Origin of the sequence: Nocardioides sp. JQ2195 (assembly GCF_012272695.1) — a bacterium.
In the GTDB taxonomy this organism is placed as follows: Bacteria; Actinomycetota; Actinomycetes; order Propionibacteriales; family Nocardioidaceae; genus Nocardioides.
Genome location: NZ_CP050902.1, coordinates 3408643 through 3433906 on the forward strand (window position 1 = coordinate 3408643; position 25264 = coordinate 3433906).

The 25264-nt window shown below is 67.5% G+C and carries 15 protein-coding genes; 7 read left to right on the top strand and 8 right to left on the bottom strand.

Annotated elements, in window-relative coordinates:
• Positions 1–177: 177 nt before the first annotated feature.
• Entirely contained in the window at positions 178–3540 is a 3363-nt protein-coding gene (locus ncot_RS16210; protein ID WP_168618531.1) for a DNRLRE domain-containing protein, read from the bottom strand.
• Positions 3541–4485: 945 nt separating this feature from the next.
• Between ncot_RS16210 and ncot_RS16215 the strand changes: the two genes are divergently transcribed.
• Positions 4486–5733 carry an IS256 family transposase gene (locus tag ncot_RS16215; protein ID WP_168617553.1) on the top strand — a complete coding sequence of 416 codons (1248 nt, stop codon included), beginning with the start codon at positions 4486–4488 and terminating at the stop codon, positions 5731–5733.
• Positions 5734–5757: 24 nt separating this feature from the next.
• Here ncot_RS16215 and ncot_RS16220 read toward each other — a convergent pair whose 3' ends face one another.
• The 3 genes from ncot_RS16220 to nrdR form a co-directional block, all read right to left on the bottom strand.
• Positions 5758–6447 carry a hypothetical protein gene (locus ncot_RS16220; protein ID WP_168618532.1) on the bottom strand — a complete coding sequence of 230 codons (690 nt, stop codon included), beginning with the start codon at positions 6445–6447 and terminating at the stop codon, positions 5758–5760.
• 124 nt (positions 6448–6571) lie between these two features.
• Positions 6572–9484: a vitamin B12-dependent ribonucleotide reductase gene (locus tag ncot_RS16225; protein ID WP_168618533.1), complete on the bottom strand. Its 2913-nt coding sequence runs from the start codon at positions 9482–9484 to the stop codon at positions 6572–6574.
• A gap of 219 nt (positions 9485–9703) precedes the next feature.
• Complete coding sequence (gene nrdR, locus ncot_RS16230; RefSeq protein ID WP_168618534.1) at positions 9704–10222, bottom strand: transcriptional regulator NrdR; 519 nt, start codon at positions 10220–10222, stop codon at positions 9704–9706.
• Positions 10223–10828: 606 nt separating this feature from the next.
• Between nrdR and ncot_RS16235 the strand changes: the two genes are divergently transcribed.
• On the top strand, positions 10829–11917 hold the full coding sequence (locus ncot_RS16235; protein ID WP_168618535.1) for a hypothetical protein: 1089 nt from the start codon (positions 10829–10831) through the stop codon (positions 11915–11917).
• A gap of 222 nt (positions 11918–12139) precedes the next feature.
• Here ncot_RS16235 and ncot_RS16240 read toward each other — a convergent pair whose 3' ends face one another.
• Positions 12140–12862: a hypothetical protein gene (locus ncot_RS16240; RefSeq protein WP_168618536.1), complete on the bottom strand. Its 723-nt coding sequence runs from the start codon at positions 12860–12862 to the stop codon at positions 12140–12142.
• Positions 12863–13042: 180 nt separating this feature from the next.
• Here ncot_RS16240 and ncot_RS16245 point away from each other — a divergent pair, with 180 nt between their 5' ends.
• From ncot_RS16245 to ncot_RS16265, 5 genes are all read left to right on the top strand, one after another.
• Complete coding sequence (locus tag ncot_RS16245; protein WP_168618537.1) at positions 13043–14815, top strand: ABC transporter ATP-binding protein; 1773 nt, start codon at positions 13043–13045, stop codon at positions 14813–14815.
• Positions 14812–16560: an ABC transporter ATP-binding protein gene (locus ncot_RS16250; RefSeq protein WP_168618538.1), complete on the top strand. Its 1749-nt coding sequence runs from the start codon at positions 14812–14814 to the stop codon at positions 16558–16560. The genes ncot_RS16245 and ncot_RS16250 overlap by 4 nt, the downstream gene beginning before the upstream one ends.
• Positions 16561–17090: 530 nt before the next feature.
• Positions 17091–17501: a LysM peptidoglycan-binding domain-containing protein gene (locus tag ncot_RS16255; RefSeq protein ID WP_168618539.1), complete on the top strand. Its 411-nt coding sequence runs from the start codon at positions 17091–17093 to the stop codon at positions 17499–17501.
• A gap of 205 nt (positions 17502–17706) precedes the next feature.
• Positions 17707–18423, top strand: a complete 717-nt coding sequence (lexA, locus tag ncot_RS16260) for a transcriptional repressor LexA (protein ID WP_168618540.1) — start codon at positions 17707–17709, stop codon at positions 18421–18423.
• A 63-nt stretch (positions 18424–18486) separates the two neighbouring features.
• Positions 18487–19887, top strand: a complete 1401-nt coding sequence (locus ncot_RS16265) for a hypothetical protein (protein WP_168618541.1) — start codon at positions 18487–18489, stop codon at positions 19885–19887.
• A gap of 46 nt (positions 19888–19933) precedes the next feature.
• On the opposite strand, the gene ncot_RS16270 is transcribed toward ncot_RS16265, so the two are convergent.
• The 3 genes from ncot_RS16270 to ncot_RS16280 all read right to left on the bottom strand — a co-directional run bounded on the left by ncot_RS16270 (position 19934) and on the right by ncot_RS16280 (position 25257).
• Positions 19934–21913, bottom strand: coding sequence for an ATP-dependent DNA helicase (locus ncot_RS16270; protein WP_168618542.1), 1980 nt, complete (start codon positions 21911–21913; stop codon positions 19934–19936).
• A gap of 258 nt (positions 21914–22171) precedes the next feature.
• Positions 22172–24448, bottom strand: coding sequence for a protein translocase subunit SecD (secD, locus tag ncot_RS16275; RefSeq protein ID WP_168618543.1), 2277 nt, complete (start codon positions 24446–24448; stop codon positions 22172–22174).
• Positions 24449–24561: 113 nt separating this feature from the next.
• On the bottom strand, positions 24562–25257 hold the full coding sequence (locus ncot_RS16280) for an SGNH/GDSL hydrolase family protein (RefSeq protein WP_168618544.1): 696 nt from the start codon (positions 25255–25257) through the stop codon (positions 24562–24564).
• Positions 25258–25264 lie beyond the last annotated feature (7 nt).

Consider the following 25264-nt stretch of genomic DNA (forward strand, 5'->3'; position numbering starts at 1 on the left):
GGAGGGTGCCGAAGCAACCACGTCCCGTCCACGAGCACGTCGACCTCGAGTGCCTCGAGCTGGGAGTAGGAGACGACCTCGGTCATGAGGCAAAGAGTAGGCGCTTGGTTGTGCCGTGCTCCCCCGGTCGTCCGGCTTCGCACCCCGGTCGGACAGTCCAAGCGCCGGGTCGCGCCACTAGCAAGGGCCATCGGGGGTCTCGGACCAATAAAGCGGGGCCTTCGAGCCCGGAGGTCGAGGAGAACTGCAATTCCATGGCCCGAGCATGTATAGCCGGTGCCAATCAGGGTGCGTCGCACTGAGGTGGGCATACCCTTCACACCAAGCTACTGAATTCATGATGGGGTGTGCCGACTCCTTGTATACCAAGCCGACTTTACGGCCCCACATATTGTTGTTGAGGTCCATGGCTCGGTCGTTGTACTTAGACGTTGATTCGTGCAGCGTCAGAATGGCATAGGAGTCGTCGTAACCGATGTGTTGACGGAGGCGGGCACTCCAGTAGCAGTGACGGTAGGCGTCTCCGGCACCTTGATAGAGACTTCCGCGGTAGTCGCGGAATCTGTAGTTCGCGGAGTCTCTCGCCTTCGCGGCATCCTTCCTAGCGGTCTGGCAGTCTTTGAGGTGCCAAGGCAGAATGCAGAAGTCACGTTCTGCACCCGTCTTCGCGTAGGAAGAGTCTCGGGCTAGGAAGGTGGGATCGACGAGGACGGGGTATGTGACCGTCGATTCGCTTGTGGGAGCGAGCGCGACCACCAGATTGCCGTTCTGATTCGTTAGGGAAACCGGAATCTGTTCTCCCGCAGCGTCACGCGCTGTCGGCGCCTCTACCGAAAGAACATAGTCCCCAGATTCGTCCACGATCGTGGCTATATTGTCGTCGGTGGAGATGATTATCTCCTGCCCGCTCAGCAGTGTTGGGTCGTAGGTGAATGAGGAGGCCGAGTTTGCACTTCGAACGAGGTGGAACGTCTCTACGCTGTTCTCACTTTCCCGGACCGCGATGGTGTCTATCCCCGGATCTGAGTTGGGGTAAACGATGACATCGCCAGGGGTTAGCTCGGCTTCGCTGCTTGATGCTCCTTGGGGAAGGTCCCAAGATGTGACTGGGACTCCCCCGGAGTCGATTTGACCGATTAGGCCTGCTGAGTCTTCCGGCAAGACCAATGTGTCCGTAGGGAAATCGGCCTCTGGGTCGACCTCGAGGACTTCTGGTTCATCGACGTCCACGAATCCGGGGGGCGGCGTCTCTGTGTTTGTGAGGCCGTCAGTTGTTGGGTCAAGCGCGGGGAAGGTGCCGGCTGCCTTCTCCGCATCTATTGCCTCGTCTCCAGGATCAGTTGGATCGTAGATCGTAACGAGGTCTCCGAAGTGCTCTTGCACCACTTGGTTGACGAGCTCGCTCGTGGACTGTGCATCGAGGTCTCCGACTAGGAAAGAGTGCTCGATCGTTTCAGAAGCGTTTCCCGCGGCGTCGATTGCTTGAGCCTTGAAAACGTGTCTGCCAGTCGAACTAGGGGTCACCATAAAGTTGACGGGCGCTCCGGTTGTGGCCTGCTCTTGTGGGGCCTGCTCATCTAGCCACGCTCTCACTTTGGTGCCAGTGCCCGATGGAGTTACCTCGAATGTGCCTTGCTCGTTGGCCGCGCCATTCCAAGTGTTATCGGCTGGGTACACAGAGGACGTGATAGTCACGGGTTCGGGTGCTGTGGAATCCACTGTGAAGGTTAGTGCCCATCCTGCTCCTGAGTAGACAGACCCGTCGGTACCACGTGCTCGGACTTGGTACGTGTCCCCCTCAGTAAGTATTCCTTCGGGCACCTTGAATGAGGAGATCGACCCGTCAGCCGCGTTGGTACCAACACCTCTCGTGAATGGGATGAGGACAGTTCCCGCCTGGGTGACTTCGTACTGGGCAGACGACGTTCCTGGGTCCGCATCGGACACCTTCGTGGTGAAAACCGGCGTTACGCTGCGCGTCCGCGTGACGGTGCCGATTTTGTTCGACTCACTGATGGATAGGGACGACGGGACGCCGGGATAGGAGTTGTAGGTGACATCGATGTGGGGCCGGTTGTTTGGGTAGTTGGTGTAGTTGACAGATCGGTACCTGCGCCAAGAATTGTTGCTCGATTCGTTACCTGCCGCGAGCCGAATTCCGTGGTTGGGGAAAGCCCCACTGGCCCATCCTGCAACAATGTTTGTGATATTCCACGTTGCGTCGCCGGCAGGGCACCCGTCAGCGCCCTTCGCGACCCCGTAGTCGACAGATCCGGCGGAAGCGACGCTTGGCTGATTGCTCCAGGTCAAGTCGTCACCTAGCCAAGCATTGGTAATACGTGTTGCGCGGGTTGGGGAATTGGCACATGTCGTCGAGTGAAAATTCCTCAGGACGAGTTTCGCCGACAGGATCTTTTTGCCTTCCCAACGCGCGGTGCCGTTGTCGAAGTGCATAAATGCGCGCGATCGGGTCGTGCCTCCGTCATTGGTTCCGACACGGAGTTCTGGGCTGCTTGTCTGGCCCGTGGTGTACGTGCGGTTTTGAACCCATGCGTCGCCAGAGGCGAAGGTGGTGAACGAGGGGTCAACGACGACGGGGTATTCCGTGGCGGCGTCGGTCAGAAAGTCGCGGTTCGGTTTCAGATTGATCGTGGTTTGGTCGGTGCTCGCGCCGCTGAGGGTGGTGTCGACGGTCGCGGCGTTCCCAGGCTCGTCTCTGACGCCGTCTGAGGAGTCCCACATGACCGGCTGAGGCGCAGAGGCAGATAGGTCGTCATCCGGGGTGGAAACCTTGATCGCTCCCTGGGCGGTTTCGCGCACGTCGCCACCCTCGACGAGGACCGGTAGCACCAGCGGCTCGGTAGGGGCTTCTCGTAGGATGAAGTTGTAGGTGAAGCCTGTTGCGAGGGCCGTTACTTGGAGGTCCCCGCCCTCGATGACATCGGGGTATGTAGCCGTGGGTCCGTCCACAATGGGTTCTGGAAGCTGCTCGCCCCAACTCCACTCGATAGTCGAGTCTCCCTGAGAGAGAGTCGCAAAGGTCCTGCTCTGATCCGCCGGGAGCGCAACGTCAGCAACAGCGTATTTGGGAACGAGCACGTCTCCCCGCCGGACAAGGTGCGTATCCACGTCGTGCCACTCGCCGTCGTCAGACTTAACCCAAACCGGCTCAGGGTGAGTCTGCGCAGTCCACGAGCCATCAGGATTCGCGAGAACACGAGAGAATTCGTCACGTTGGGACAGGTCTTCGACTGAGTGGCCAGTGAGTTTCGATTGAAGGCGTGCCTCTCCGGAATCCGGGGCCTCCGTGATCAATGGCTGTGCTTGGAGTTGGTCTGCCGCAACAGCTGTATCACCCGTGCCTGCAAATCCGACTGTTGTGACACCAGAAGCAAGGAGCAGAGCTGATGCGGCACCTGCGATGCCGAATCGTCGAAGTGTCAACGAGATTCCCCCATGAAAGTAGATGTAGGAGGAGAAGACTAGGCAAGACCTTCGACTTACCACTGCCAAACCGAGAAACCCGGTCAGAAAGACCATTCACGGACGGGCCCTCGCAGGCAAGTGTCAGGACTTGACAGAGCCTGCTCGGCTGAGCACTCGGTGGAGATGGTAGGCGAGAGGAAGACCCATAATCGCCACGGCTACGAGGAGTAGACGCTCGGTGGAGGGCGCAACGACATAGTTCTCAGCAGGAACCTGAGCATCTGTGAGATTGTAAGTGCAGGTAGTTCCTGGCGGCAGCCAGCTCCGGCTTGCAGAACCATAAATTGAAGTCCCGGGTGCAAGTTCGCAGCCGGCCTCGCCGATAACAGTTGGTGCTAGCAAGCAGGCGATCACGTAGAGCACACTCACCGCCCACAGCAGGACTACGACAGCCACCAGCCAGCGACCCGGATAATTCTTCACGACAGGGATCCTGCCACGAAACCCGGCTGCGATAGCGAGATCCTTGGCGTTACTTCGGTAGCTCAGCCCAGGCTCCGCTCTAGGAGCTGCTTCAGCGCACGACCGACGGTCCTGTATTGGAGTCGAGCTCGACGTGTTGCTGCGGGGTTCGATTCGGCGGGTGGGTCCGGGCAATGGCCGTGCGTTCCTCCCGGCTGGAGCAGCCGAGGCCATGGATCGAGCGAGAACCTTGAAAAGCCTGCGTAGGGCCACCCCGTGACTTGGGCATGCGCGGCCTCGATGCCCTCGATGAGTAATGGGCGACAGGGTGTGTGCTCCCCGGCCGCCCGGCTTCGACGCCGCCGTCCCATTGGTCAGAGGCGGCGCCGTGGGACGTCTCCGACCTTGCTGCTCCCAGGGACCCCGTCGAACCTTCGTGAGCAACAGGCGAGCCAGCGCTCGGTCGCAGTTGAGTCCCCGATAGTGGTGTAGCGCGGTCGCTGTCTTCGTGACCGGCGTGTATGTCGGACGTGGACGCGGCCACCGCGTGATCCTTCGAGTCAACCTTCCACAGAATCCTCGAATGGAGTCATCACGATGACCGCTCCCCACATTGTCGACCCTGCCGGCCTGCTCGGCGAAGCCCTCGCTGAGGCGAGTCCAGATCTCATGCGCTCGCTGCTCCAGTCGATCATCAACACCCTGCTCAGTGCCGATGCCGACGCCGTGGTCGGTGCCGAGTACGGCCGCCCGACCCCGAGCCGGACCAGCCAGCGCAACGGTTATCGCCACCGCGACCTCGACACCCGCGTCGGCACCGTCGACGTCTCGATCCCCAAGCTCAGGAAGGGCACCTATTTCCCTGAGTGGCTCCTCGAGCGTCGCAAGCGCGCCGAGTCTGCGCTGATTACCGTCGTGGCCGACTGCTACCTCGCCGGGGTGTCCACCCGGCGGATGGACAAGCTCGTCAAGACCCTCGGCATCGACTCACTCTCGAAGTCCCAGGTCTCGCGGATGGCAGCTGAGCTCGACGAGCACGTCGAACAGTTCCGGCACCGGCCCTTGGATGCAGCGGGGCCGTTCACGTTCGTCGCCGCCGACGCGTTGACGATGAAGGTCCGCGAGGGCGGCCGTGTGATCAACGCGGTCGTCCTGGTCGCGACCGGCGTCAACGGCGACGGACACCGCGAGGTCCTCGGCATGCGCGTCGCGACGTCAGAGACCGGTGCGGCGTGGAACGAGTTCTTCGCCGACCTCACAGCCCGCGGCCTGAGCGGTGTCCGCCTCGTCACCTCCGATGCCCACGCCGGGCTGGTCGAGGCGATCGCGGCGAACCTGCCCGGCGCCAGCTGGCAGCGTTGCCGCACTCACTACGCAGCGAACCTCATGTCGACCACACCGAAGACGATGTGGCCTGCTGTGAAGGCGATGCTGCACTCGGTCTACGACCAGCCCGACGCGCCCGCCGTGCACGCCCAGTTCGACCGGCTGCTCGACTACGTCGCCGACAAACTCCCTGAGGTCCACGAGCACCTCGACGGTGCCCGTGCCGACATCCTCGCCTTCACCGCGTTCCCGAAAGACGTCTGGACCCAGATCTGGTCCAACAACCCCGCCGAACGCCTCAACCGCGAGATCCGGCGCCGCACCGACAGCGTTGGGATCTTCCCCAATCGTGACGCCATCGTCCGGCTCGTCGGCGCCGTCCTCGCCGAGCAGACCGACGAGTGGGCCGAAGGCCGCCGCTACCTCGGACTCGAAGTCCTCACTCGCTGCCGCATCAACATCGTGCCCACCACCGAACCCGAGATCGGAGTCAACGACCTACCCGAACTGACTGCCTGAACCATCAACAAGGAGAACGCAGCGCTACACCACTACCCGGGACTTGACCGTTACGAGATCCTGGAGCTCATCGATCGCGTCGGACGAATCGAGGCAGATGGCCCAGCGGGGCAGGCCTGTCGTGCAGGTGTAGGCATCCAGAGCCGCGCCTTGCAGAAAGGTGAGCACCCGCTCGCGGGTAGATGCAGCGATGACCGGTGGTACACGCTTTTCTGACGCACGACCTCCGCATCCCAGCAACGCCAGAAACTCCACGAGCCGCTTGCTTGCAACATTGAAACCGGGACACTTGCCATTTTGATGGATGATCTGCCCTTGAAGGCCGAACGTAGCGAAGCACGCTTGTTGGACTCGCTCGAGGACGCTGTCGACGGAGTTGGTGATCACAACCGTCCAGTTGCACAGATTGCGGTGTCCTTCGGAGAAGTAGGCACCCAAGAACAGCGCCAAATCATCTGTGAGCGTCTTCGGGATTCGGATGGCCTTCTCCCTTCCACGGAGCGGCCGATCGACGGGACGCGGCAACACCGCCGGTTCACTCGCCCACGCGCCTCCATAGCGAACGCCCACGTAGTCCCCCGGTTCAACGTCCCCAGCAGCGATCAGTCTGGGCACCTCGTCGCCGCCGGCTGAGACCAAGAGCTCAGCCGAAGGCGAGTATTCACGCAGTCCACGACCGCGGATGGCAAGAGCAACAGTTGATTCGAGCAGCATGACGACTGCCGTTCTCGACCCCTGGGTGAATGTGTGTGTCGGTTCTACAGGAAGCCACCGACAACGCAGAACGGGCCCGACACTCAGTGGTGTCAGGCCCGTTCGCAGGGGTCAGCTCAGTTGATCAGCTGCAGCCGGAGGTGCTTCCGCAACCTTCGCACACGTGGCACGAGCCGGCGGGGCGCATCTTGGTGCCGCAGGTGAGGCAGAGCGGGCTGTCGATCGCCGTACCGCTGATCTTCTCGAGAAGCTCGGCGGAGGTGTGGGCACTCTGGGGTGCTTCGACGATCGTTGCCTCGACCGGGGCTTGGTTTCGAGACGCCTCGTTCCTCGGCTCCTCAACCACCGCAGAAGACGCCTCGTTCCTCGGCTCCTCAACCACCGGGGGCTCGACGAGCTCGGAGGCGCTACCGGTCTCCTCGACCAGTTCGTAGGAACCGGTCTCGAGCTGGCGCTGACGCTCCTCGGCGGAGTAGATGCCGAGAGCCGAGCGGTCCTCGAAGGACATGTAGTCCAGGGCCAGACGGCGGAAGATGTAGTCCATGATCGACTGCGCCATCCGCACGTCCGGGTCATCGGTCATGCCGGCCGGCTCGAAGCGCAGGTTGGTGAACTTCGAGACATAGGTCTCCAGCGGGACGCCGTACTGCAGGCCGATCGACACCGCGATTGAGAAGGCGTCCATCACACCGGCCAAGGTCGAGCCCTGCTTGCCCAGCTTGAGGAACACCTCACCGAGCTCCCCGTCGTTGTGGGCGCCCGAGGTCATGTAGCCCTCGGCACCGCCGACGGTGAACGACGTGGTGCGCGACACGCGCGACTTCGGCAGGCGCTTGCGGGTCGGGGCGTAGACGACCTTCTCCACGACCTTCTCGACAACATCAGATTCCGTCTTGCTGTTCGAGTCGCTGCCCTTGTTCTCGCCCTTGCCTGACGAGAGCGGCTGACCCACCTTGCAGTTGTCGCGGTACACGGCCAGGGCTTTGATTCCGAGCTTCCAGCCTTGGAGATAAACGTCTTCGATTTCCTCGACCGTCGCCTCCTCAGGAAGGTTGACCGTCTTGCTCACGGCCCCGCTCAAGAACGGCTGAGCAGCCGCCATCATTCGCACGTGACCCATGGGCTTGAGCGCCCGGGCACCCATCGCGCAGTCGAAGATCTCGTAGTGCTCGGTCTTCAGACCCGGCGCGTCGATGACATGACCGTGCTCGGCGATGTAGGCAACGATCGCCTCGATCTGCTCGGGCTGGTAGCCCAGCTTCTTCAGCGCCCGCGGGATCGTCTGGTTCACGATCTGCATCGAGCCACCACCGACGAGCTTCTTGAACTTGACCAGCGAGAAGTCCGGCTCGATGCCGGTGGTGTCGCAGTCCATCATGAAGCCGATGGTGCCGGTCGGCGCGAGCACGGAGGCCTGCGCGTTGCGGAAGCCATTGGCCTCACCGGTGGTGAGCACGTCGGCCCACGCCTGGGTGGCCAGCTTGTGCACGGCCAGGTCCTCGGTGTGCAGGGTGCGTACGGCGTCGTTGGCGGCCTGGTGCTTGCGCATGACCCGCTTGTGGGCGTCCGCGTTGCGCGCGTAGCCGTTGTAGGGACCGACGATGCCGGCGAGCTCTGCCGAGCGCTTGTAGGACTGGCCGGTCATCAGCGACGTGATCGCGGCAGCCATCGAGCGGCCACCGTCGGAGTCGTAGCCCAGACCCATCGCCATCAGCAGCGCGCCCAGGTTGGCGTAGCCGATGCCGAGCTGGCGGTAGTTGCGGGTGGTCTCGCCGATCGGCTCCGTCGGGAAGTCGGCGAAGCAGATCGAGATGTCCATCGCGGTGATGATCAGCTCGACGGCCTTCGCGAAGAGCGGGGCGTCGAAGGTGTCGTCGTCCTTGAGGAACTTCAGCAGGTTCAGCGACGCCAGGTTGCACGACGAGTTGTCGAGCGACATGTATTCCGAGCACGGGTTGGACGCGGTGATGCGGCCGGTCTCGGGGTTGGTGTGCCAGTCGTTGATGGTGTCGTCGTACTGCAGGCCCGGGTCGGCGCAGGACCAGGCGGCCTCGGAGATCTTGCGGAACAGGTTGCGGGCGTCGACGGTCTCGATGACCTCGCCGGTGCCGCGGGCCTTCAGGCCGAACTCGGTGCCGTCCTCGACCGCACGCATGAACTCGTCGGTGACGCGCACCGAGTTGTTGGCGTTCTGGTACTGCACCGAGGTGATGTCCTTGCCACCGAGGTCCATGTCGAAGCCGGCGTCACGAAGCGCACGGATCTTGTGCTCCTCGTTCATCTTGGTCTCGACGAACTCCTCGATGTCGGGGTGGTCGACGTCGAGCACGACCATCTTGGCCGCACGACGCGTGGCGCCACCCGACTTGATGGTGCCGGCGGAGGCGTCGGCGCCGCGCATGAAGGAGACCGGGCCCGACGCCGTACCACCGGAGGAGAGGAGTTCCTTCGACGAACGGATGCGGGAGAGGTTGAGGCCGGCGCCGGAGCCGCCCTTGAAGATGAAGCCCTCTTCCTTGTACCAGTTGAGGATCGAGTCCATCGAGTCATCCACGGAGAGGATGAAGCAGGCGCTCACCTGCTGCGGGCTCGGCGTGCCGACGTTGAACCAGACGGGAGAGTTGAAGGAGAAGTACTGGTGCACCAGCAACCAGGTGAGCTCGTGCTCGAAGAGCTCGGCGTCGGCCTCGGAGGCGAAGTAGCCGTGCTCCTGGCCGGCGTCGGTGTAGGTGTTCACGACCCGGTCGATGAGCTGCTTGAGGCTCCACTCGCGGGCGTCGGTGCCGACGGCGCCGCGGAAGTACTTGGTGGTGACGATCGTGGAGGCGTTGACGCTCCAGAAGTCGGGGTACTCGACGCCACGCTGCTCGAAGACGGACTCGCCGGTCTTCCAGTTCGTCTGGACGACGTCGCGACGCTCCCACGTGATCTCGTCGTAGGGGTGCACGCCCTCGGTGCTGAAGACCCGTTCGATCTTCAGGCCCTTGCCCTTGCCGCCCTGCGCCTTTGCAGAGCCGCTGTTGACCGTCTCCGTCATGTCTCCTCTTTCCCGATCTCCGGCTGATGAACTTCTGGTCGTGCCTGGTGCTGGTGTGACTGGTGCTGGTGTGCTTGATGCTGGTGTGACTGGTGCTGGTGTGCTTGATGCTGGTGTGACTGGTGATGTGGGTGTTGCTGCTGGGACCGCCGATGCGACGGATCCCTGAGTAGTGCGCCCGGCACGCAGCTTCCCCACTACGTGCCGGGCGGTCTGTGGTCAGCCCGTGGGCTGGGGTTGCTTCTCGCCGGGCGCCGACGCGCCGGCCTCGAAGCCATGGGAGACGCCGGCGGAACGCTCCGCACGCAGCATCGCGATCTCGGACTCGAAGTCCTCGGCGGACTCGAACGCGCGGTAGACGCTGGCGAAGCGCAGGTAGGCGACCTCGTCGAGCTCGCGCAACGGGCCCAGGATGGCGAGGCCGACCTCGTTGGCCGGGACCTCGGCGGACCCACCGCTGCGCAGTGCGTCTTCGACGGCCTGGCCCAGGCAGGCCAGCTGGTCGGCGGTGACCGGACGACCCTTGCAGGCCTTGCGGACACCGGAGACGGCCTTCTCGCGGTTGAACGGCTCGCTCGCGCCGGAGCGCTTGAGCACCGTCAGCTGCATCTGCTCGACCGTCGTCCAGCGCTTGTTGCAGGCCGGGCACGTCCGGCGGCGGCGGATCGATCCACCGTCGTCGCCGACGCGGGAGTCGAGCACGCGGGTGTCGGTGCTGCGGCAGTAGGGGCAGTGCATCTCTGGCAGCCTCCTTCACGGGCTCGTACGGCGAGTTGTTGCGCTGTGCTGGCGTGGGTTTGCGGTCGCTCCACGGGACACCACGAAGGCCCCACGGAAGGGGGCTGCTGAGGCGGTCTCGTTGTGGAGAACAGGTCGTTCCCTGTGGACAACTGGCGGTCAACTGTGGGTTCTCGACCCAGTCCCTGTGGACTAGATGTGGAAAACCACAACGGTGTAACTACTAGATGTAGTGGTAACCGTACGTCGGCTCCCCAGCCGATGCAAGCCCCGTCCGAGATCTTTTTCCATCACTCGTATAACCGCAGGTCAGGGCCGAATCATCCCTCCGACACGCGCCTCAGTGGCATCCTTCGAGTGTCCCGCGAGTGCTCTGCGCGTGCCTTGCGAGGCACCTGACGAGCCACCTGAGGCGACGCCCTCGCCAACTGTGAGCGCCGACCTCCCGACAGTGGAGGATTTCACGCACCAGCTGCGTGAAATCCTCCATCGTTCGACCCTCAAGCGCGCACTCAGCGACCAGCCCGCCGACCTTCCGCACCGGCTTCTCCACAGGTCATCGCCGACCCCGTTGCGGCGATCGACCGGGCGCTGAAGGCTTCCTCCATGGATGTCCGTGCCCTGCAGGCGATCCAGGAACACCAGGCCGGCGTGATCTCACGCCGACAGGTGGTGGCCTGCGGCGGCACCGACCGCGACATCGCCCGGCTGGTGCGCCGACGCACGCTCACCCGTGTGATGACCGGTGTCTACGTCGACCACAACGGCCCGCTCTCGTGGGAGCAGTCCGCGTGGGCGGTGGTGCTCCGGCACTGGCCGGCCGCCCTGACTGGCGGCTCGGCACTGGTGGCGCATGGCCTTCGCCTCCCCCGTTTCCTGAGGGCACCGGGTCCGACGGCCTTCGACGCACTCGGGCCGACCGGTGACGCGCCCACCGGTCGGCGCCGGGGCGCGACCATGATCCCGGGCGTCGGGGTCGACGTGATGGTGGAGGCGCACCGTCGACCCGACCGGGTGGCGGGTGTGCGCCTCACTCGCTCACGAAACTTCGACGACCTGGCGCTCCTGCACCTCAGCCCGCCGCGCGTGCGCCTCGAGCACGCGGTGCTCGAGGTCGCCTCACGTGCGCCTGACGAGGCCGCTGCCGTCGGAGTGCTGTCGGATGCCGTCCAGTCCCGGCGAACCACAGCCCAGCGCCTGCTGGTCGCGCTCGAGCTCCGCCCACGGATGCGGCATCGCAAGCTGTTGCTCCGCCTGCTCGCGGACGTGTCATCGGGAGCCTTCTCGGCGCTCGAGCAGCGCTACCTGGTCGACGTCGAGCGCAGGCACGGCCTGCCCACCGCACGCCGGCAACGCCGGGAGCGCCGGGAGCGCGGAGTGGTCTTCCGCGACGCCGACTACGAGAAGTACGCCGTGATCGTCGAGCTCGACGGTCGCCTGGGCCACGAGTGGTCCGACGATGCAGGCCAGGACCTCGACCGAGACATCGATGCGCTCATCGACCAGCGGGTCACCGTGCGAGCCCGCTGGCACCAGGTGCTCGATCCCTGCCGTCTCGCCGCGGCCCTCGTGCGGATCCTGTGGGCTCGCGGCTGGACCGGCCGACCCCGTTCGTGCGGTGCCGACTGCGCGGTCGGCCTACTCCTGCGCGCGCAGCCGCCGGACAGTGGAGGATTTCACGCAGACAGTGCGTGAAATCCTCCACTGTCGGCCGTGGCCCAAGCCAGGGTGTCGTGCGGGCCACATTTTCGCTGACCCCGCCCGCCATTCGTAGCGGCCTGACACAATGGCCATCGTGGCAAAGCAGGGGGCCGGAAAAAGAGCAGGATCTCGGCGGGGGCCAAAGAAGCGGTCGCTCCCGAGTCGGTCTGCCCTGCTCCTGTGCCTGGCGATCACCGTCTGCGTGGTCGCGTGGGGCTATCTCGTGTTCGCCGCGATCGACTTCGGGCGCTCGGCGCGTGGCGGCGAGTCGGGGGCCTGGACCTTCCTCGGCCTGGCCTGCCTGGGCGCCGCTGCCTGCCTGTTCGTCGGGATGATCCTGATCGGCCGACTCCTGCGCGCGACCGGCATCATCACCGCCCCGACCGGTCCGGACGGCAGAGGGACGCGCGCGCCGAGCCCCACGAGGCCCACGACCGTCTCGAGCGCAGGTACGAGCAGCACCAGCGCGAGCGACACCACTGCCAGCGCGGGCTCGCACGTGAGCAGCACCACTGCCAGCGCGGGCTCGCACGTGAGCAGCACCACTGCCAGCGCGGGCTCGAGCACCAGCAACATCCCGAACACCGCGAGCAGCGCGCCGAGCACCACGGGCACCGGCAGCGCCAGCAGCACGCCGAGCGCCGGCACCGGCACCGCCAGCAGCGCCAGCAGCACACCGAGCGCCGGCACCGCCAGCGGTTCGCCGAGCTCGGCGACCACCAGCCCCGGCACCTCGGGCAGCATCACGCCGGCCGCCGTCCCGGAACCGCGCACCACACCCGGTCCCGACCCGAGTCGGGACACCCCGCCCCAGGGCCACCACAGCGCATCCGGCAACAACAGTGCATCCAGCAACCACAGCGCATCCAGCAACAACAGCGCAGCGGGCAACCAGGTCGGACACAACCTGCTGTCCGGCGACACGGCCGAGGTGCCCAAGGTGCCGTCCGCGCGCTACAAGGGCAAGCGCATCGCCCGGTGACCGCACGCCACGAGGCCCCGCGCAGCGCCCGATGACCGCACCCCACAAAGGCAAACGCCTCGCCCGCTGACCACACCCCACGACGCAAGCGCCTCGCCCGGTGACCGCGGAAGATCCAGTTAGGTTAACCTAACTCGGTGGTTCCACCTTCCCCCGCGCGGCCAACGGTCGCCCCGCCCGAGCGAGTCCACGCACCCCCCGGAACGCCTGGAACTTCCACGCCACCGGCCAGCGCCTGGGCCCTCCTGCGACGCGGGCTGGCCCGCAACAAGGCTCGCCTGGTCGCCAGCTTCGGTCTGCTCAGCCTCTGGCAGGCCTGCGAGACCCTGGTGCCGGTGATGATCGGCCTGATCATCGATCGCGCGGTCGCCACCGGCGAGGTCCGCGAGATGGTCGTCTGGGGACTCGCCCTCTGCGCGCTCTTCGGCTTCCTCTCCTACGGCTACCGGTTCGGCGCACAGATCGGGTTCAGCGTCATGCAGCAGGAGATGCACCGGACCCGCGTCGAGATCGCGGCGCACGCGCTGCACCCGCGCGGAGCCAGGACGTCCCTGCGCCCCGGCGAGACACTCTCGCTGGCCACTGCCGACGCCGAGCTCGTCGGGCAGTTCATCCGCTCCATGGGCTTCACGGTCGCCGCGGTCATCTCGCTGGCCGGAGCGTCGTGGTACCTCCTCACCCTGGACCTGACGCTCGGCCTCGTGGTGCTCGTCGGCGTCCCGATGGTGCTCGCGCTGACCCAGGCGATCACCCCCGCGATCTCCCGGCACACCGAGCACCAGCAGTCCACGGTCGCCGAGGCGACCGGCGTCGCCACCGACCTGATCCGCGGCCTGCGCGTTCTCAAGGGAATCGGTGCCGAGTCGGTCGCCGGGTCCCGCTACCGAGCACTCAGCGGACGGGCCCGCGACGCATCCGTGCGGAGCACGTCGACGTACGGCGCGATGGCCGGCCTCACCCAGGGCCTCTCGGGACTGTTCCTCGCGGCCGTCGCTGTGGTCGCCGGGCACCGGGCACTCTCCGGTGACATCAGCATCGGCGAGCTGATCGCCGTGGTCGGCCTGACCCAGTTCCTGGCCGAGCCCCTCGGCATGCTCGGCGACATCTCCGCCCACACCGCACGGGCCCACGCCTCCGCCCGCCGGATCGTGGTGTTCCTGCACACCCCGCACCTGGTGCCGGTCGGCGACGCGCACCCGCACTCGGGGGCAGGACTGCGACTCACCTCCGTCACGGCTCCCGGCCTCAACCGGGTCAGCCTGGACTCTCGCCCCGGCGAGATCCTCGGCATCGCGGTCACCGACCCGGCGGCTGCCGCTTCACTGATGGCGCTCGTGAGCGGCTCGTCGTCCCCTGTCTCCGGCGACCTCACCCTGGGCGGCCTGCCGCTGGACGAGCTGTCCCTCGCCGCCCGCAACGAGCACCTGCTGGTCAGCCCGCACCACGTCGACCTCTTCGAGGGCACCCTGCGCAGCAACATCGACCCGACCTCCACGCTCGCCCCCGCGGAGCTGGACCGACTGCTCGACGCGTCGGCCTGCGCCGACGTGGTCTCGCTCGTCCCCGAAGGCCTCGACCAACCGGTCACCCCCGACGGCGCCACCTTCTCCGGAGGCCAGCGCCAACGCATCGCGCTGGCCCGCGCCCTCGCCACGGACGCGCCCCTGCTCGTGCTGCACGACCCCACCACCGCCGTCGATGCGGTCACCGAGCACCGCATCGCAGCAGGCATCCGCGAGCTGCGCAGCGACGCCGCGGGGCGGCGTACGACGTGGCTGGTCACCTCCTCCCCCGCCCTCCTCGCGCAGTGCGACCGGGTCTTGCTGATCACCGACGCCGGCGTCACCGGCGAGGGCACCCACCACGAGCTCGCCGCCGACCCGACGTACGCCGAGGTGGTGCTGCGATGAGCACGCGCCACCTCCTCCCCATCGCCACGCGCCAGGAGACGGCCGGGCTCGCCTGGCGCCTGGTCGCCCGTCACCGGTTGCCGCTGGTGGCATCGATCGTCTCGTTCGTGCTGGCCGGCCTCTGCGCCTTGGTGGCGCCGTGGATGCTCGGGCACATCGTCGACCTGGTCATCGAGGGCGCCCCGGCGCGCGAGCTCACCACGGCCGCCGTCGTCATCGGCGTCGCAGCCGTGGGAGGCGGGTTGTTCACCTGGGCCTCCGTCGCCTTCCTCGCCCGCGCCGGCGAGCCCGCTCTGGCCGAGCTGCGCGAGGACGTGCTCGACAAGGCACTCGCCCTGGACTCGGCCCGCGTCGAGGCAGCCGGCACCGGCGACCTGCTCTCCCGCGTCGGGGACGACGCCCGCACCGTCGCCAGCTCGCTCACCGAGATCGTGCCGACGCTGGTGAACTCGCTGGTGCTCGTGGCCTTCACCGCCGCCGGCCTCTTCGCGCTCGACTGGCGTCTGGGCCTGGCCGGCTTGGGGGCGCTGCCGTTCTACGTGATGGGACTGCGCTGGTACCTCCCGAAGTCGGGCCCCTACTACGCGCGCGAACGCGTGGCCCAGGGCGAGCGCGCCCAGGCCATGGTCAGCGGGCTGCAGGGTGCACCCACCGTGCGCGCCTTCGGGATGTCGGCCGACCAGGTGGCCACCATCGAGGACCGCTCCGACGAGGCCCGCACCATCTCCGTCACCGTGTTCAGGCTGCTCACCCGCTTCGGCGCACGCTCCAACCGCGCCGAGCTGATCGGGCTGCTGCTGGTGCTGACCACCGGTTTCCTGCTGGTGCGCGCCGACTCCACCACGGTGGGCGCGGTGACCGCCGCCGCGCTCTACTTCCACCGACTCTTCAACCCGATCAACGCGCTGCTCTACATCTTTGACTCGGTGCAGTCGACCGGCGCCTCGCTCTCCCGCCTGGCCGGCGTCTCGCTGCTGCCCCCTCCGCCTGCCCGGCCGGGTTCGCTGCCGGCCGCTCCGGGGCCACTGACACTCGCCGGCATCGACCACGCGTACGTCGAGGGGCGCCCGGTGCTCTCCTCGGTCGCGGTCACCATCGCACCGGGCGAGCGGGTCGCTCTCGTCGGTGCCACCGGGGCCGGCAAGACGACACTCGGCGCGATCGCGGCCGGCGTCCTGCCGCCGACGTCCGGACGTGTGGACCTGGCCGGCACCTCATTGGCGGAGCTGCCCAGCAGCGTCCTGCGCCAGCGGGTCTCGTTGATCAACCAGGACTTCTACGTCTTCGCCGGCACCGTGCGCGACGCGGTGACCCTGGTCGCCGCCGACGCCACCGACGACGCTGTCCGGGCGGCGCTCGAGACCGTCTCGGCCCTCGGGTGGGTCGAGGCGCTGCCCGACGGCCTCGACACCGTCATCGGTGGCGGCGCCCACCCGCTGACCCCGGCCCAGGCCCAGCACCTCGCCCTGGCCCGGATCGCGCTCGCCGACCCGTGGTTCGTCGTGCTCGACGAGGCCACCGCCGAGGCGGGCTCTGCCGGCGCCCGCGACCTCGAACGGGCCGCACTGGCCGTCACCGAGGGCCGCGGCGCCCTCGTGGTCGCGCACCGGCTGACCCAGTCGGAGTCGGCGGACCGGGTGCTGGTCATGCACGAGGGCCGCGTGGTCGAGGAGGGCAGCCACGACGAGCTGTTGCGCTCCGGCGGTCGGTACGCCGAGCTGTGGGCTGCCTGGTCGGGCAGCTGAGCCGAGTCGGTCGGCACCACGGCGCGCCTCACCGGGCTCCGTCGGGGACGTCCAGGGCTGCGGCCATGAGGGCACCGTGGCCGAGCGCCGGGCCCTGACGCCCCGGCCCAACAGCAACGCGTTCCGCACTGGCCGCCGTGGACCAATTGGTCCACCGCGGCCAGTCCGCGGGCGACCGCCCACCCGGAGCCCTTCGAGACGGACAGGCCGCTCATCACCGTGCGTCACAGGGCGGCGGCGAAGAGGACGGTGCCGACGCCGTCTGCGCCTCGCTGGGCAGCCGAAGGCTCCCCGCGGACAGCCGTGGGGATACGGCGCTCTCCCGGTCCCGTCCACCCGCCGCACGACACGTCGAATCTTTGTTCGAGGAAATCCTTGCCTTGTTCGAACACATGATCTAACTTCGTACATGTGTTCGATCGAAAGTCTGATCGATCCCGACAGCTCCACAGCTTCCCCGGAGGCCGTTGTCGGTGGTCACCGTTAGACATTCGCTCAGCACCGACCACCCACTTCCCCCGGAGGTCTCGATGAGCACCATGACCCTCAGCCCCGCCAGCCAGACCAGCACGATCCCGGTCGGCCAGCGCCAGGTCAGCACGATCCAGGTCGGCCAGCGCCAGACCAGCCAAGGCAAGGTCGGCCAGCGCCAGCTCCGCCTCACCCGGCGCGGCCGCGTGGTCATCTTCATCGCGGCACTGCTGGTGGTCATGGGCGCCGCCCTTCTCCTGGCCAACGCATCGACGGCCACCAACCACGCCGGCGTCGACCAGCCGACCCGGGCAGTCGTGGTCGAGTCCGGCGACACGTTGTGGAGCATCGCGGGCGACCTGGCCGGGGACGGCGAGGTGCGTGACATGGTGCACGAGATCAAGCAGCTCAACGCGCTCGACTCCTCGATGCTGATGACCGGCCAGACCATCTTCGTGCCGATCAGCTGACACAGATTTCCGCAGGTCGCCTCGACCCCGGCCTGCGGATGGGGAAGACGAAGGGCGGGGCGCCGACAACCGGCCACCCCGCCCTTCGCACGCCCGAACCCAGCTCGCACCTGAACCCGCGACACGTTCGAACAGGTGTTTGAACCCGAGGGCGATTGAGGCTACGTTGGAAATCCACCCGGACAGGACTGCGGAAGGCACGCCGATGGCACGAAACGACAAGGTCGCCGAACTCCCCGACGGGCCTCCCGACGCGACGGGCCTGACCCCGCGCCAGCAGCGCATCCTGAACAGCATCAGCGACTCCCTCGAGCGCAAGGGCTACCCGCCGAGCATGCGCGAGATCGGCGAGACGGTCGGCCTGACCAGCTCCTCCTCGGTCTCCCACCAGCTCAAGGTCCTCGAGGCCAAGGGCTTCATCAAGCGCGACCCCAACCGTCCCCGCGCGATCCAGGTGTTCCTGCCCGAGACGATGGCCCCGGGCCGCGCCGTCGGGTCGGCCGGTGAGTCCGTCATCGACGAGACCGGCATCGGCGACGCGATGCCGTCCGCCACCTACGTCCCCGTCGTTGGCCGGATCGCGGCCGGCGGCCCGATCCTGGCCGAGGAGCGTGTCGAGGAGATCTTCCCGCTGCCGAAGACGCTCGTCGGTGAGGGCACCCTGTTCCTGCTCGAGGTCTCCGGTGACTCGATGATCGACGCCGCCATCTGCAACGGCGACTACGTCGTGGTCCGTCAGGAGCAGACCGCCCGCAACGGCGAGATCGTGGCCGCGTTGATCGACGGCGAAGCCACCGTGAAGACCCTGCAGCGGCGCGACGGCGAAGTCTGGCTGATGCCCCACAACGATGCCTACGAGCCGATCGACGGCAGCAACGCCAGCATCCTCGGCATCGTCACCGCGGTCCTGCGGCGGGTGTGAGCCCCGCGCGGGGCGTGAGTCGTCAACTGCGTCGAGGCGGCAAGGGCGTGACAGAATCCGCTCATGCTTCGCACCTCCACCCTTGCTGTCCTCACGCTCGTGGCCGCCGGGCTGTCCACCAGCCCGGCCCACGCTGACCGGACCAGTGCTGACCGCGGCGGTGCCGACCGCTCCGACGACGTGGTCTCGGCCGCGGGCCAACACCTCGACGGCCAGGTCGTGGACCGGGTGGCCGACACGGTGGACCAGACGATCCCGGAGCTGACCGAGCTCCTCGAGTCCGACTCCACGGCCCGCGTGCGCAACGGCCGACTGTTGCACCAGGACACCTTCGAGCAGGCCGAGTCCACGGTGTCCGAGCACGTCGCGCGGGCCTCGGCACCCCTGTCCCAGACGTTCGAGCTGCACAGCCGTCCCGGCGGCAAACGCACCATCTATCTCGACTTCAACGGCGAGCGGGTCTGCGACAGTGGCTGGACCGGTCCCGGCGACTGCATCAAGGCCCCCGCCTTCGACACCGACGGGCGCTCCGGGTTCAGCTCCGGTGAGCTGCGTGCCATCCAGTCCGCGTGGAAGCGCGCGGCCGAGGACTACGCGCCGTTCGCCGTCGACGTCACCACGGAGCGTCCCTCCGCCGGGGACATCACCCGCTCCGGCAGCGGCGACAAGCGGTTCGGCGTACGTGCCGTGATCACCAGCTCCAACTCGGTGCGCAAACGGGTCTGCGGTGGCCCCGGCTGTGGTGGCGTGGCGTTCGTCGACATCTTCGATCGGTCCCGGGCCAACCGCTTGCGCGACTTCTGGGTGTTCCCCCGGGAGGTCAACAACCAGCCCCGCCGGATCGCCGACGTCGTCTCCCACGAAGCCGGCCACACTCTCGGCCTCTCCCACGACGGCACGCGCAGGAGTCCCTACGCGAGCGGCCACGGCATCTGGGCGCCGTTGATGGGCTCGTCGAACCGCCAGCTCACCCAGTGGAGCCGCGGAGAGTACGCTCACGCCGACAACCGCGAGAACGACCTCTCCGTCATTGCCTCCAACGGTGCTCCGCGGGTCCGCGACGACCACGGCGGTCGCTCCGGGAGCGCCACCAGGCTGCGTGCTGGGCAGGCCGCGCGGGGTGTGATCAGCAGGGGCAGCGACACCGACGTCTTCCGGATCAGGACCACCTGCCGGGCCAAGCTCACGGTGCGCGCCCGCAATGCCGGGGAGAGTCCCAACCTCGACATCCGCCTGACCCTGACCAACAGGGCCGGCCGGGTGCTCGCGCGGCGCAACCCGCTGTCGTCCGCCTCCGGCGAGGCGCGCGGTCTCGACGCGACGTACGCCGGCAAGCGCCGGGCCGGGGTCTACTTCGTCCGGATCGACGGCGTCGGAGCCCGCGACCCGAGGACGACGGGCTACAGCGACTACGCCAGCCTCGGCAGCTACCGGGTGACGCTCGACTCCCGCTGCGGCGGCTGAGCCGGGCGCGCCACCGGGTCGCGAGCTGGCCCGCGGCGCGTCCCGGTCAGCCGGCCGCGAGCCGCTTGAGCGCGTTGCGCGCCACCTGGGGGTCGGCGGTCGTCCACATCGGGGGCAGGCTGGCCTTGAGGAAGTTGCCGTAGCGAGCCGTCACCAGGCGGGGGTCGAGCACCGCGACCACGCCTCGGTCAGCGGTGGTCCGGATCAGTCGGCCGGTGCCCTGGGCCAGCAGCAACGCGGCGTGGGTGGCCGCGACCTGCATGAACCCGTTGCCGCCTGAACGGTCGGCTGCCTTCTGGCGCGCCGACATCAGCGGGTCGTCGGGACGCGGGAACGGGATTCGGTCGATCAGCACCAGCTGGCAGGTCTCCCCCGGCACGTCGAGGCCCTGCCAGAGACTGAGCGTGCCGAACAGGCAGGTGTGCGGATCGGCGACGAACTGCTTCTGCAGCTCCGCCAGCTGGGCCTCACCCTGGGCGAGCGTAGTCAGGTGGGGCAGACGCTTGCGCACCTCCTCCGCGGCGGCCTCGGCGGCCCGTTTGCTCGAGAACAGGCCGAGGGTGCGCCCGTCGGCGGCGTCGACGAGGTCGACGATCTCGTCGAGCTGCGCCCTCACCAGTCCGTCACGACCCGGCGGGGGCAGGTGCCGGGCGACGTAGAGGATCGCCTGCTGGCCGTAGTTGAACGGCGAGCCGACGTCGATGCCACGCCAGGGCAGCACGTCCTCGGTGCGGGGCGAGGTCTCTGTGGTCGCGATGCGCTCGTCGGCCTTGAGCCCGAGGGACGAGGCGACCGTGCTGAAGTCGCCCCCGAGCATCAGGGTCGCCGAGGTGAAGACCACCGTCTTGTCGCTCAGCAGCTTGTCGCGCATCGGGCCCCACACCTGGAGCGGCGCCACGCACAGCTGCGGGCCGCCGCGCGAGGGGTCGCGGTCGTTGCGCCAGAGCACGTCGGAGTCGAGGTCGGCGGCCATCCGCTCGGCGGTGGTGAAGACCTCCTGCACTCCTCCCTTGGCCTGGTTCTTGCCGGGGTCGCCCTCCTCCCCGGAGTCCTTGGGGATGGCACTGAGGCAGGCCCGGGCGGCGTCGCGCACGAGCACCAGCGCATCAGCGAGCTGCTCGTCGATGCGGTCGATGCGACCGGGCTCGGTGCGGGCGATGGCGTCCTGGAGGCTGCCGGCAGCATCGTCGAGGTCGTTGGCCTCGTCACCCTCGACGTAGCGCTGGGCCCGGCGCGCGGCGCGCTCCAGGTCGCCCACGCTCAGCTCGTCGGTGGCCGCCTGGGTGATCCGGGCGGTCACCTCGTGCGCCTCGTCGACCACGACGACGTCGTACTCCGGGATCATCGGGACGCCCTCGATGGCGTCGATGGCCAACAGGCTGTGGTTGGTGACGATCAGCTGTGACTCCGCCGCCTTCTCGCGAGCGCGCTCGGCGAAGCACTCCTCCCCGAAGGGGCACTTGGCCTTGCTCAGGCACTCGCGGTGGCTGACGGAGACCTGCCGCCAGACCTTCTCGGTGTGGCGGGGCGCGTTGTCCTTCTCACCGGTGCCGCCGGTCTCGGACTCCTTCTCGGCCCACTCGCGCAGCTTGAGCACCTCGGCGCCCATGGAACCGCTGGGCAGCTCCACCAGTGCCCCTTGGTCGTCGGGCGCGCCCTCACGCACCCGGTGGAGGCAGGCGTAGTTGGAGCGGCCCTTGAGCACGGCGAAGGACGTGTCGATCCCGGGCTTGGCCTTGAGCGCATCGACCAGGCGTGGGATGTCGCGCTCGACGAGCTGGTGCTGGAGGGCGAGGGTCGCCGTCGCGACGACCACGCGCTTGTCGTGCATCAGGCTGGGCACGAGGTAGGCCAGCGACTTGCCGGTGCCGGTGCCGGCCTGGACGAGCAGGTGCTCGTCGTCGGTCATCGCCCGGGCCACCGCGTCGGCCATCTGGACCTGGCCGGGACGTTCCTGCCCACCCAGGGCCTCGACCGCCTCGCCCAGCAGCGCGGCCACCTTGGTGGTCTCGGCTGCTTCAGTCATCGCTCACTCCAGTCGCATCCATCGGGCTTGCCGGCACCCCGAAACCCTAGCCGCCACCACGGACACCCGCTGTCGCCCCGGGTGCAGTCCCGGGTGTCCTCGCGCGTGCGACGCGGCGTCCGTGTCACTCCACCAGCGACTGGTCACGTGCGGAGTGACACCAGCACCACCCACGAGCCGACGCACGACGCGCGCACGTGCCGGCGTACGACGCGCCCAGGTGCCGGCGTACGACGCGACGCGCGCAGCGAGCCGGGATCAGACGACGGCGCCCGAGTCCTCCGGGTTGCGCTCCTTCTTCTGCTTCTTCTCCCGCGAGAACGGCGAGAGCTTCTGCAGGTAGATCAGCGCCGGGGTCGCGGAGAACACCGAGGAGTAGGTACCGATGATCAGGCCCAGCAGCAGCGCGATCGCGAAGTCCTGCAGCGAGTCGCCACCGAGGAACGCGAGCGCGGCCAGGATGAACATGGCGCCGAGACCGGTGTTGATGGTGCGCGGCATCGTCTCGATGCAGGCGGTGTTGCTGACCTCGGAGAAGGTACCGGTCCGGGTTCCCTGCCAGCGTTCTCGAATCCGGTCGAAGACGACCACGGTGTCGTTGACCGACAGACCGACGATGGTCAGCGCCGAGGCGAGGAAGATGCCGTCGATGGGCTTGTCGAGCCACGCGAAGATGCCGGTCACGATGATCACGTCGTGGAACATCGCACCCACGGCCGACACGGCGAAGGTCCAGTGGAACCGGAAGGCCAGATAGATCATCTGCGCGATCAGGGCGATGATGAACGCCCAGAGCGCCTTCTCCTTCAGCTCCTGGCCCAGGCTGGCCGCAACCGTGTCGTCGCTGTACTGCGTGGTCTTGCCGGCCTCGTTGGCCAGCCCCTCCTCAATCTCCGCCTTCTGGGCGTCGGAGATGTCGCCGGCGCGGATCGAGACCCGCTCGACGTCGTCGCTGCCCTTGACGATCTGCACGACGGCCTCGGGCAGGCCGACGCCGGAGACCACGTCACGCGCCTTGTCGGCCGTGATCGCCTTCTGGGTGGTGTACTCGAGCGAGCGACCACCGGTGAACTCGAGGCCGTAGTTGAGGCCGTGGCCGAAGATGCCGACCAGCGCGAGGATCAGGGCGGCACCCGAGATGCCGAGCCAGAGCTTGCCCTTGTCCATGATGTTCGGGTTCTTCTTGGTCAACCAGGTGCGTGCCCGGCCGACGTTGGCCAGACCGGTGATCTGGGGACGCTTGGCCACGAACTTGGTGGTCACGCCGATCTCGGTGAGCACGCGGGCGATCACCAGCGCGGAGATCATCGACGCGATGACACCGATCGCCAACGTGACACCGAAGCCCTTGACCGACCCGGAGGCCAGCAGGAACAGCAGCAGGGCAGCCAGCAGCGTGGTGACGTTGGAGTCGATGATCGCTGTCCACGCCTTGTTGAACCCGATCTGGAGGGCACGGCGCATGCCGGCCTTCGGGTTCTCGGCATACTCCTCCCTCGCTCTCTCGAAGACCAGCACGTTGGCGTCGATGGCCAGACCGATGGCGAGCACGAAGCCGGCCAGGCCCGGGAGGGTCAGCGTGGACCCCAGGGCCAGCAGCATCGCGTAGGAGAGGACGGCGTAGGAGGTCAGCGCGATCGCGGCGAGGAAGCCCACGAAGCGGTAGACGATGATGATGAAGAGGCCGGTGATGATCAGGCCGATGACGCCGGCCTCGGCGGAGGACTTGATGGCGGCGTCACCGAGGGTCGGGCCCACGGTGCTCTGCGAGATGATCTTGACCGGGATCGGCAGGGCGCCGCCCTCGATCAGGATGGCCAGGTCCTTGGCCTCGCTCTCGCTGAAGCTGCCGGTGATGCTGGTGCCGTTGTCGATGCGACCACCACAGGACACGTCGACCGTCGGCGAGGAGATGATCTCCTTGTCGAGGACGATCGCGATGCGGTTGGCGTCGCCCGTGGCGCAGGCCGCCTTGGCGCTCAGGTCACCGAACGCGTCGTTGCCCTTGCCGGTGAAGTCGACCGCCACCTGCCAGCCGACCCCGTCCTGCCGGGTGCCGGCGTCGGCGCCCTCGATGTCCTCACCGGTCAGCTGGGCCGGGGCCAGCTCGAGGAACTGGCCGGAGTCGGTGTCCTGGAGGATCTCGTCACCGGGCTTGGTGGGCTTCGCGTCCTTGGACGCGGCCGCGGCCACCACCGGGTGCACGCTCAGCTGGGCGGTCTTGCCGATCGCCTCGACCGCACGGGACGGGTCCTGGAGGTCGGGGAGCTCGACCAGGATGCGGTCCTCACCGACGCGGGTCAGGGTCGGCTCGGAGACACCGAGGGCGTCGACTCGACCACGGAGGATCTCGATCGCACGATCGACCGACTCAGCATTCGCCTCGACCCGGTCCGTGCTCTCGGCCTGCAACATGATCTGCGTTCCACCGCGCAGGTCGAGCCCCAGCCGGGGCTTGACGTTCATGGCGATGGCCACACATCCGGCGAGGAGACCGAGGACAAGCAGGAGTCGGATGAATGCGCCACGTGACATGAGCGACATCTTCCCCCACACCTCCAAGTCACCACGAATCGGGATCCAGCCGAAATGAATCCGTTACCTTCTGCGACCACGGCTGCCCCCGGGCTCCGGGCCCGAGCGGGGAATCAGCCGGCCAGGGCGTCCGCCACCGCGGCACCGAGCTCGCGGTGGCCCTGCGGGGTGAGGTGGAGATCGCCGTCGAGGTAGTCGAGGTCGAGGTCGATCATCGACAGGTAGCGGACCCCGGCGGCGCTCATCTCCCGGGCCAGCACCTTGTCGACGTGGGCGGCTGCGGGCATCCGCGACGGGGCCGGGACCGGGCCGACCACGACCACCTCGAGGCCCTGCAGCTGCGCCAGCACCCGGCGTACGCCGGCGCGGATCGCGGCGTCGCTGGAGCGCACGTCGTTCAGGCCGCCCTGGACCACGACGAGGTCGGCTCCGTCCCGGACCGCGCGGGCCGCGCGATCGGCGTAGGAGACGTTTCCGCAGGTGCTGGCGTGGGCGCTGAACCCGGAGCCGGAGAAGCCGTGGACGTGCACCTCGCCGTTCAGCTCACGTGGCCACGAGCGGGCCGGGTCGTCGAGGCCGAGTCCGGCGGAGTAGGAGTCGCCGATCACCACGACCCGCTGCCCGGTGCCGGTGACCACGGCCTCGCGCGCCTGCGAGGCGAGCGAGAAGCGCTCGCACTTGGAGACGTCCTCACTCGTGGCGCGCTCGAACGCGGCGTACGACAACGCCAGCAACGACGCCATCGCGACCAACGCGACCACGCGCGTCGCCCAGCGCAGCCTCGAACCCCGGACCACGAACTCCCCCACGCCTCAA

Bases quoted from the DNA above. Each gene is read 5' to 3' on its own strand.
- ncot_RS16250 (WP_168618538.1), top strand. From the start codon at position 14,812: ATGAGCACGCGCCACCTCCTCCCCATCGCCACGCGCCAGGAGACGGCC.
- ncot_RS16255 (WP_168618539.1), top strand. From the start codon at position 17,091: ATGAGCACCATGACCCTCAGCCCCGCCAGCCAGACCAGCACGATCCCG.
- ncot_RS16235 (WP_168618535.1), top strand. From the start codon at position 10,829: ATGGATGTCCGTGCCCTGCAGGCGATCCAGGAACACCAGGCCGGCGTG.
- lexA (WP_168618540.1), top strand. From the start codon at position 17,707: ATGGCACGAAACGACAAGGTCGCCGAACTCCCCGACGGGCCTCCCGAC.
- nrdR (WP_168618534.1), bottom strand. From the start codon at position 10,222: ATGCACTGCCCCTACTGCCGCAGCACCGACACCCGCGTGCTCGACTCC.
- ncot_RS16270 (WP_168618542.1), bottom strand. From the start codon at position 21,913: ATGACTGAAGCAGCCGAGACCACCAAGGTGGCCGCGCTGCTGGGCGAG.
- ncot_RS16220 (WP_168618532.1), bottom strand. From the start codon at position 6,447: ATGCTGCTCGAATCAACTGTTGCTCTTGCCATCCGCGGTCGTGGACTG.
- ncot_RS16225 (WP_168618533.1), bottom strand. From the start codon at position 9,484: ATGACGGAGACGGTCAACAGCGGCTCTGCAAAGGCGCAGGGCGGCAAG.
- ncot_RS16265 (WP_168618541.1), top strand. From the start codon at position 18,487: ATGCTTCGCACCTCCACCCTTGCTGTCCTCACGCTCGTGGCCGCCGGG.
- ncot_RS16215 (WP_168617553.1), top strand. From the start codon at position 4,486: ATGACCGCTCCCCACATTGTCGACCCTGCCGGCCTGCTCGGCGAAGCC.
- ncot_RS16210 (WP_168618531.1), bottom strand. From the start codon at position 3,540: ATGGTCTTTCTGACCGGGTTTCTCGGTTTGGCAGTGGTAAGTCGAAGG.
- secD (WP_168618543.1), bottom strand. From the start codon at position 24,448: ATGTCACGTGGCGCATTCATCCGACTCCTGCTTGTCCTCGGTCTCCTC.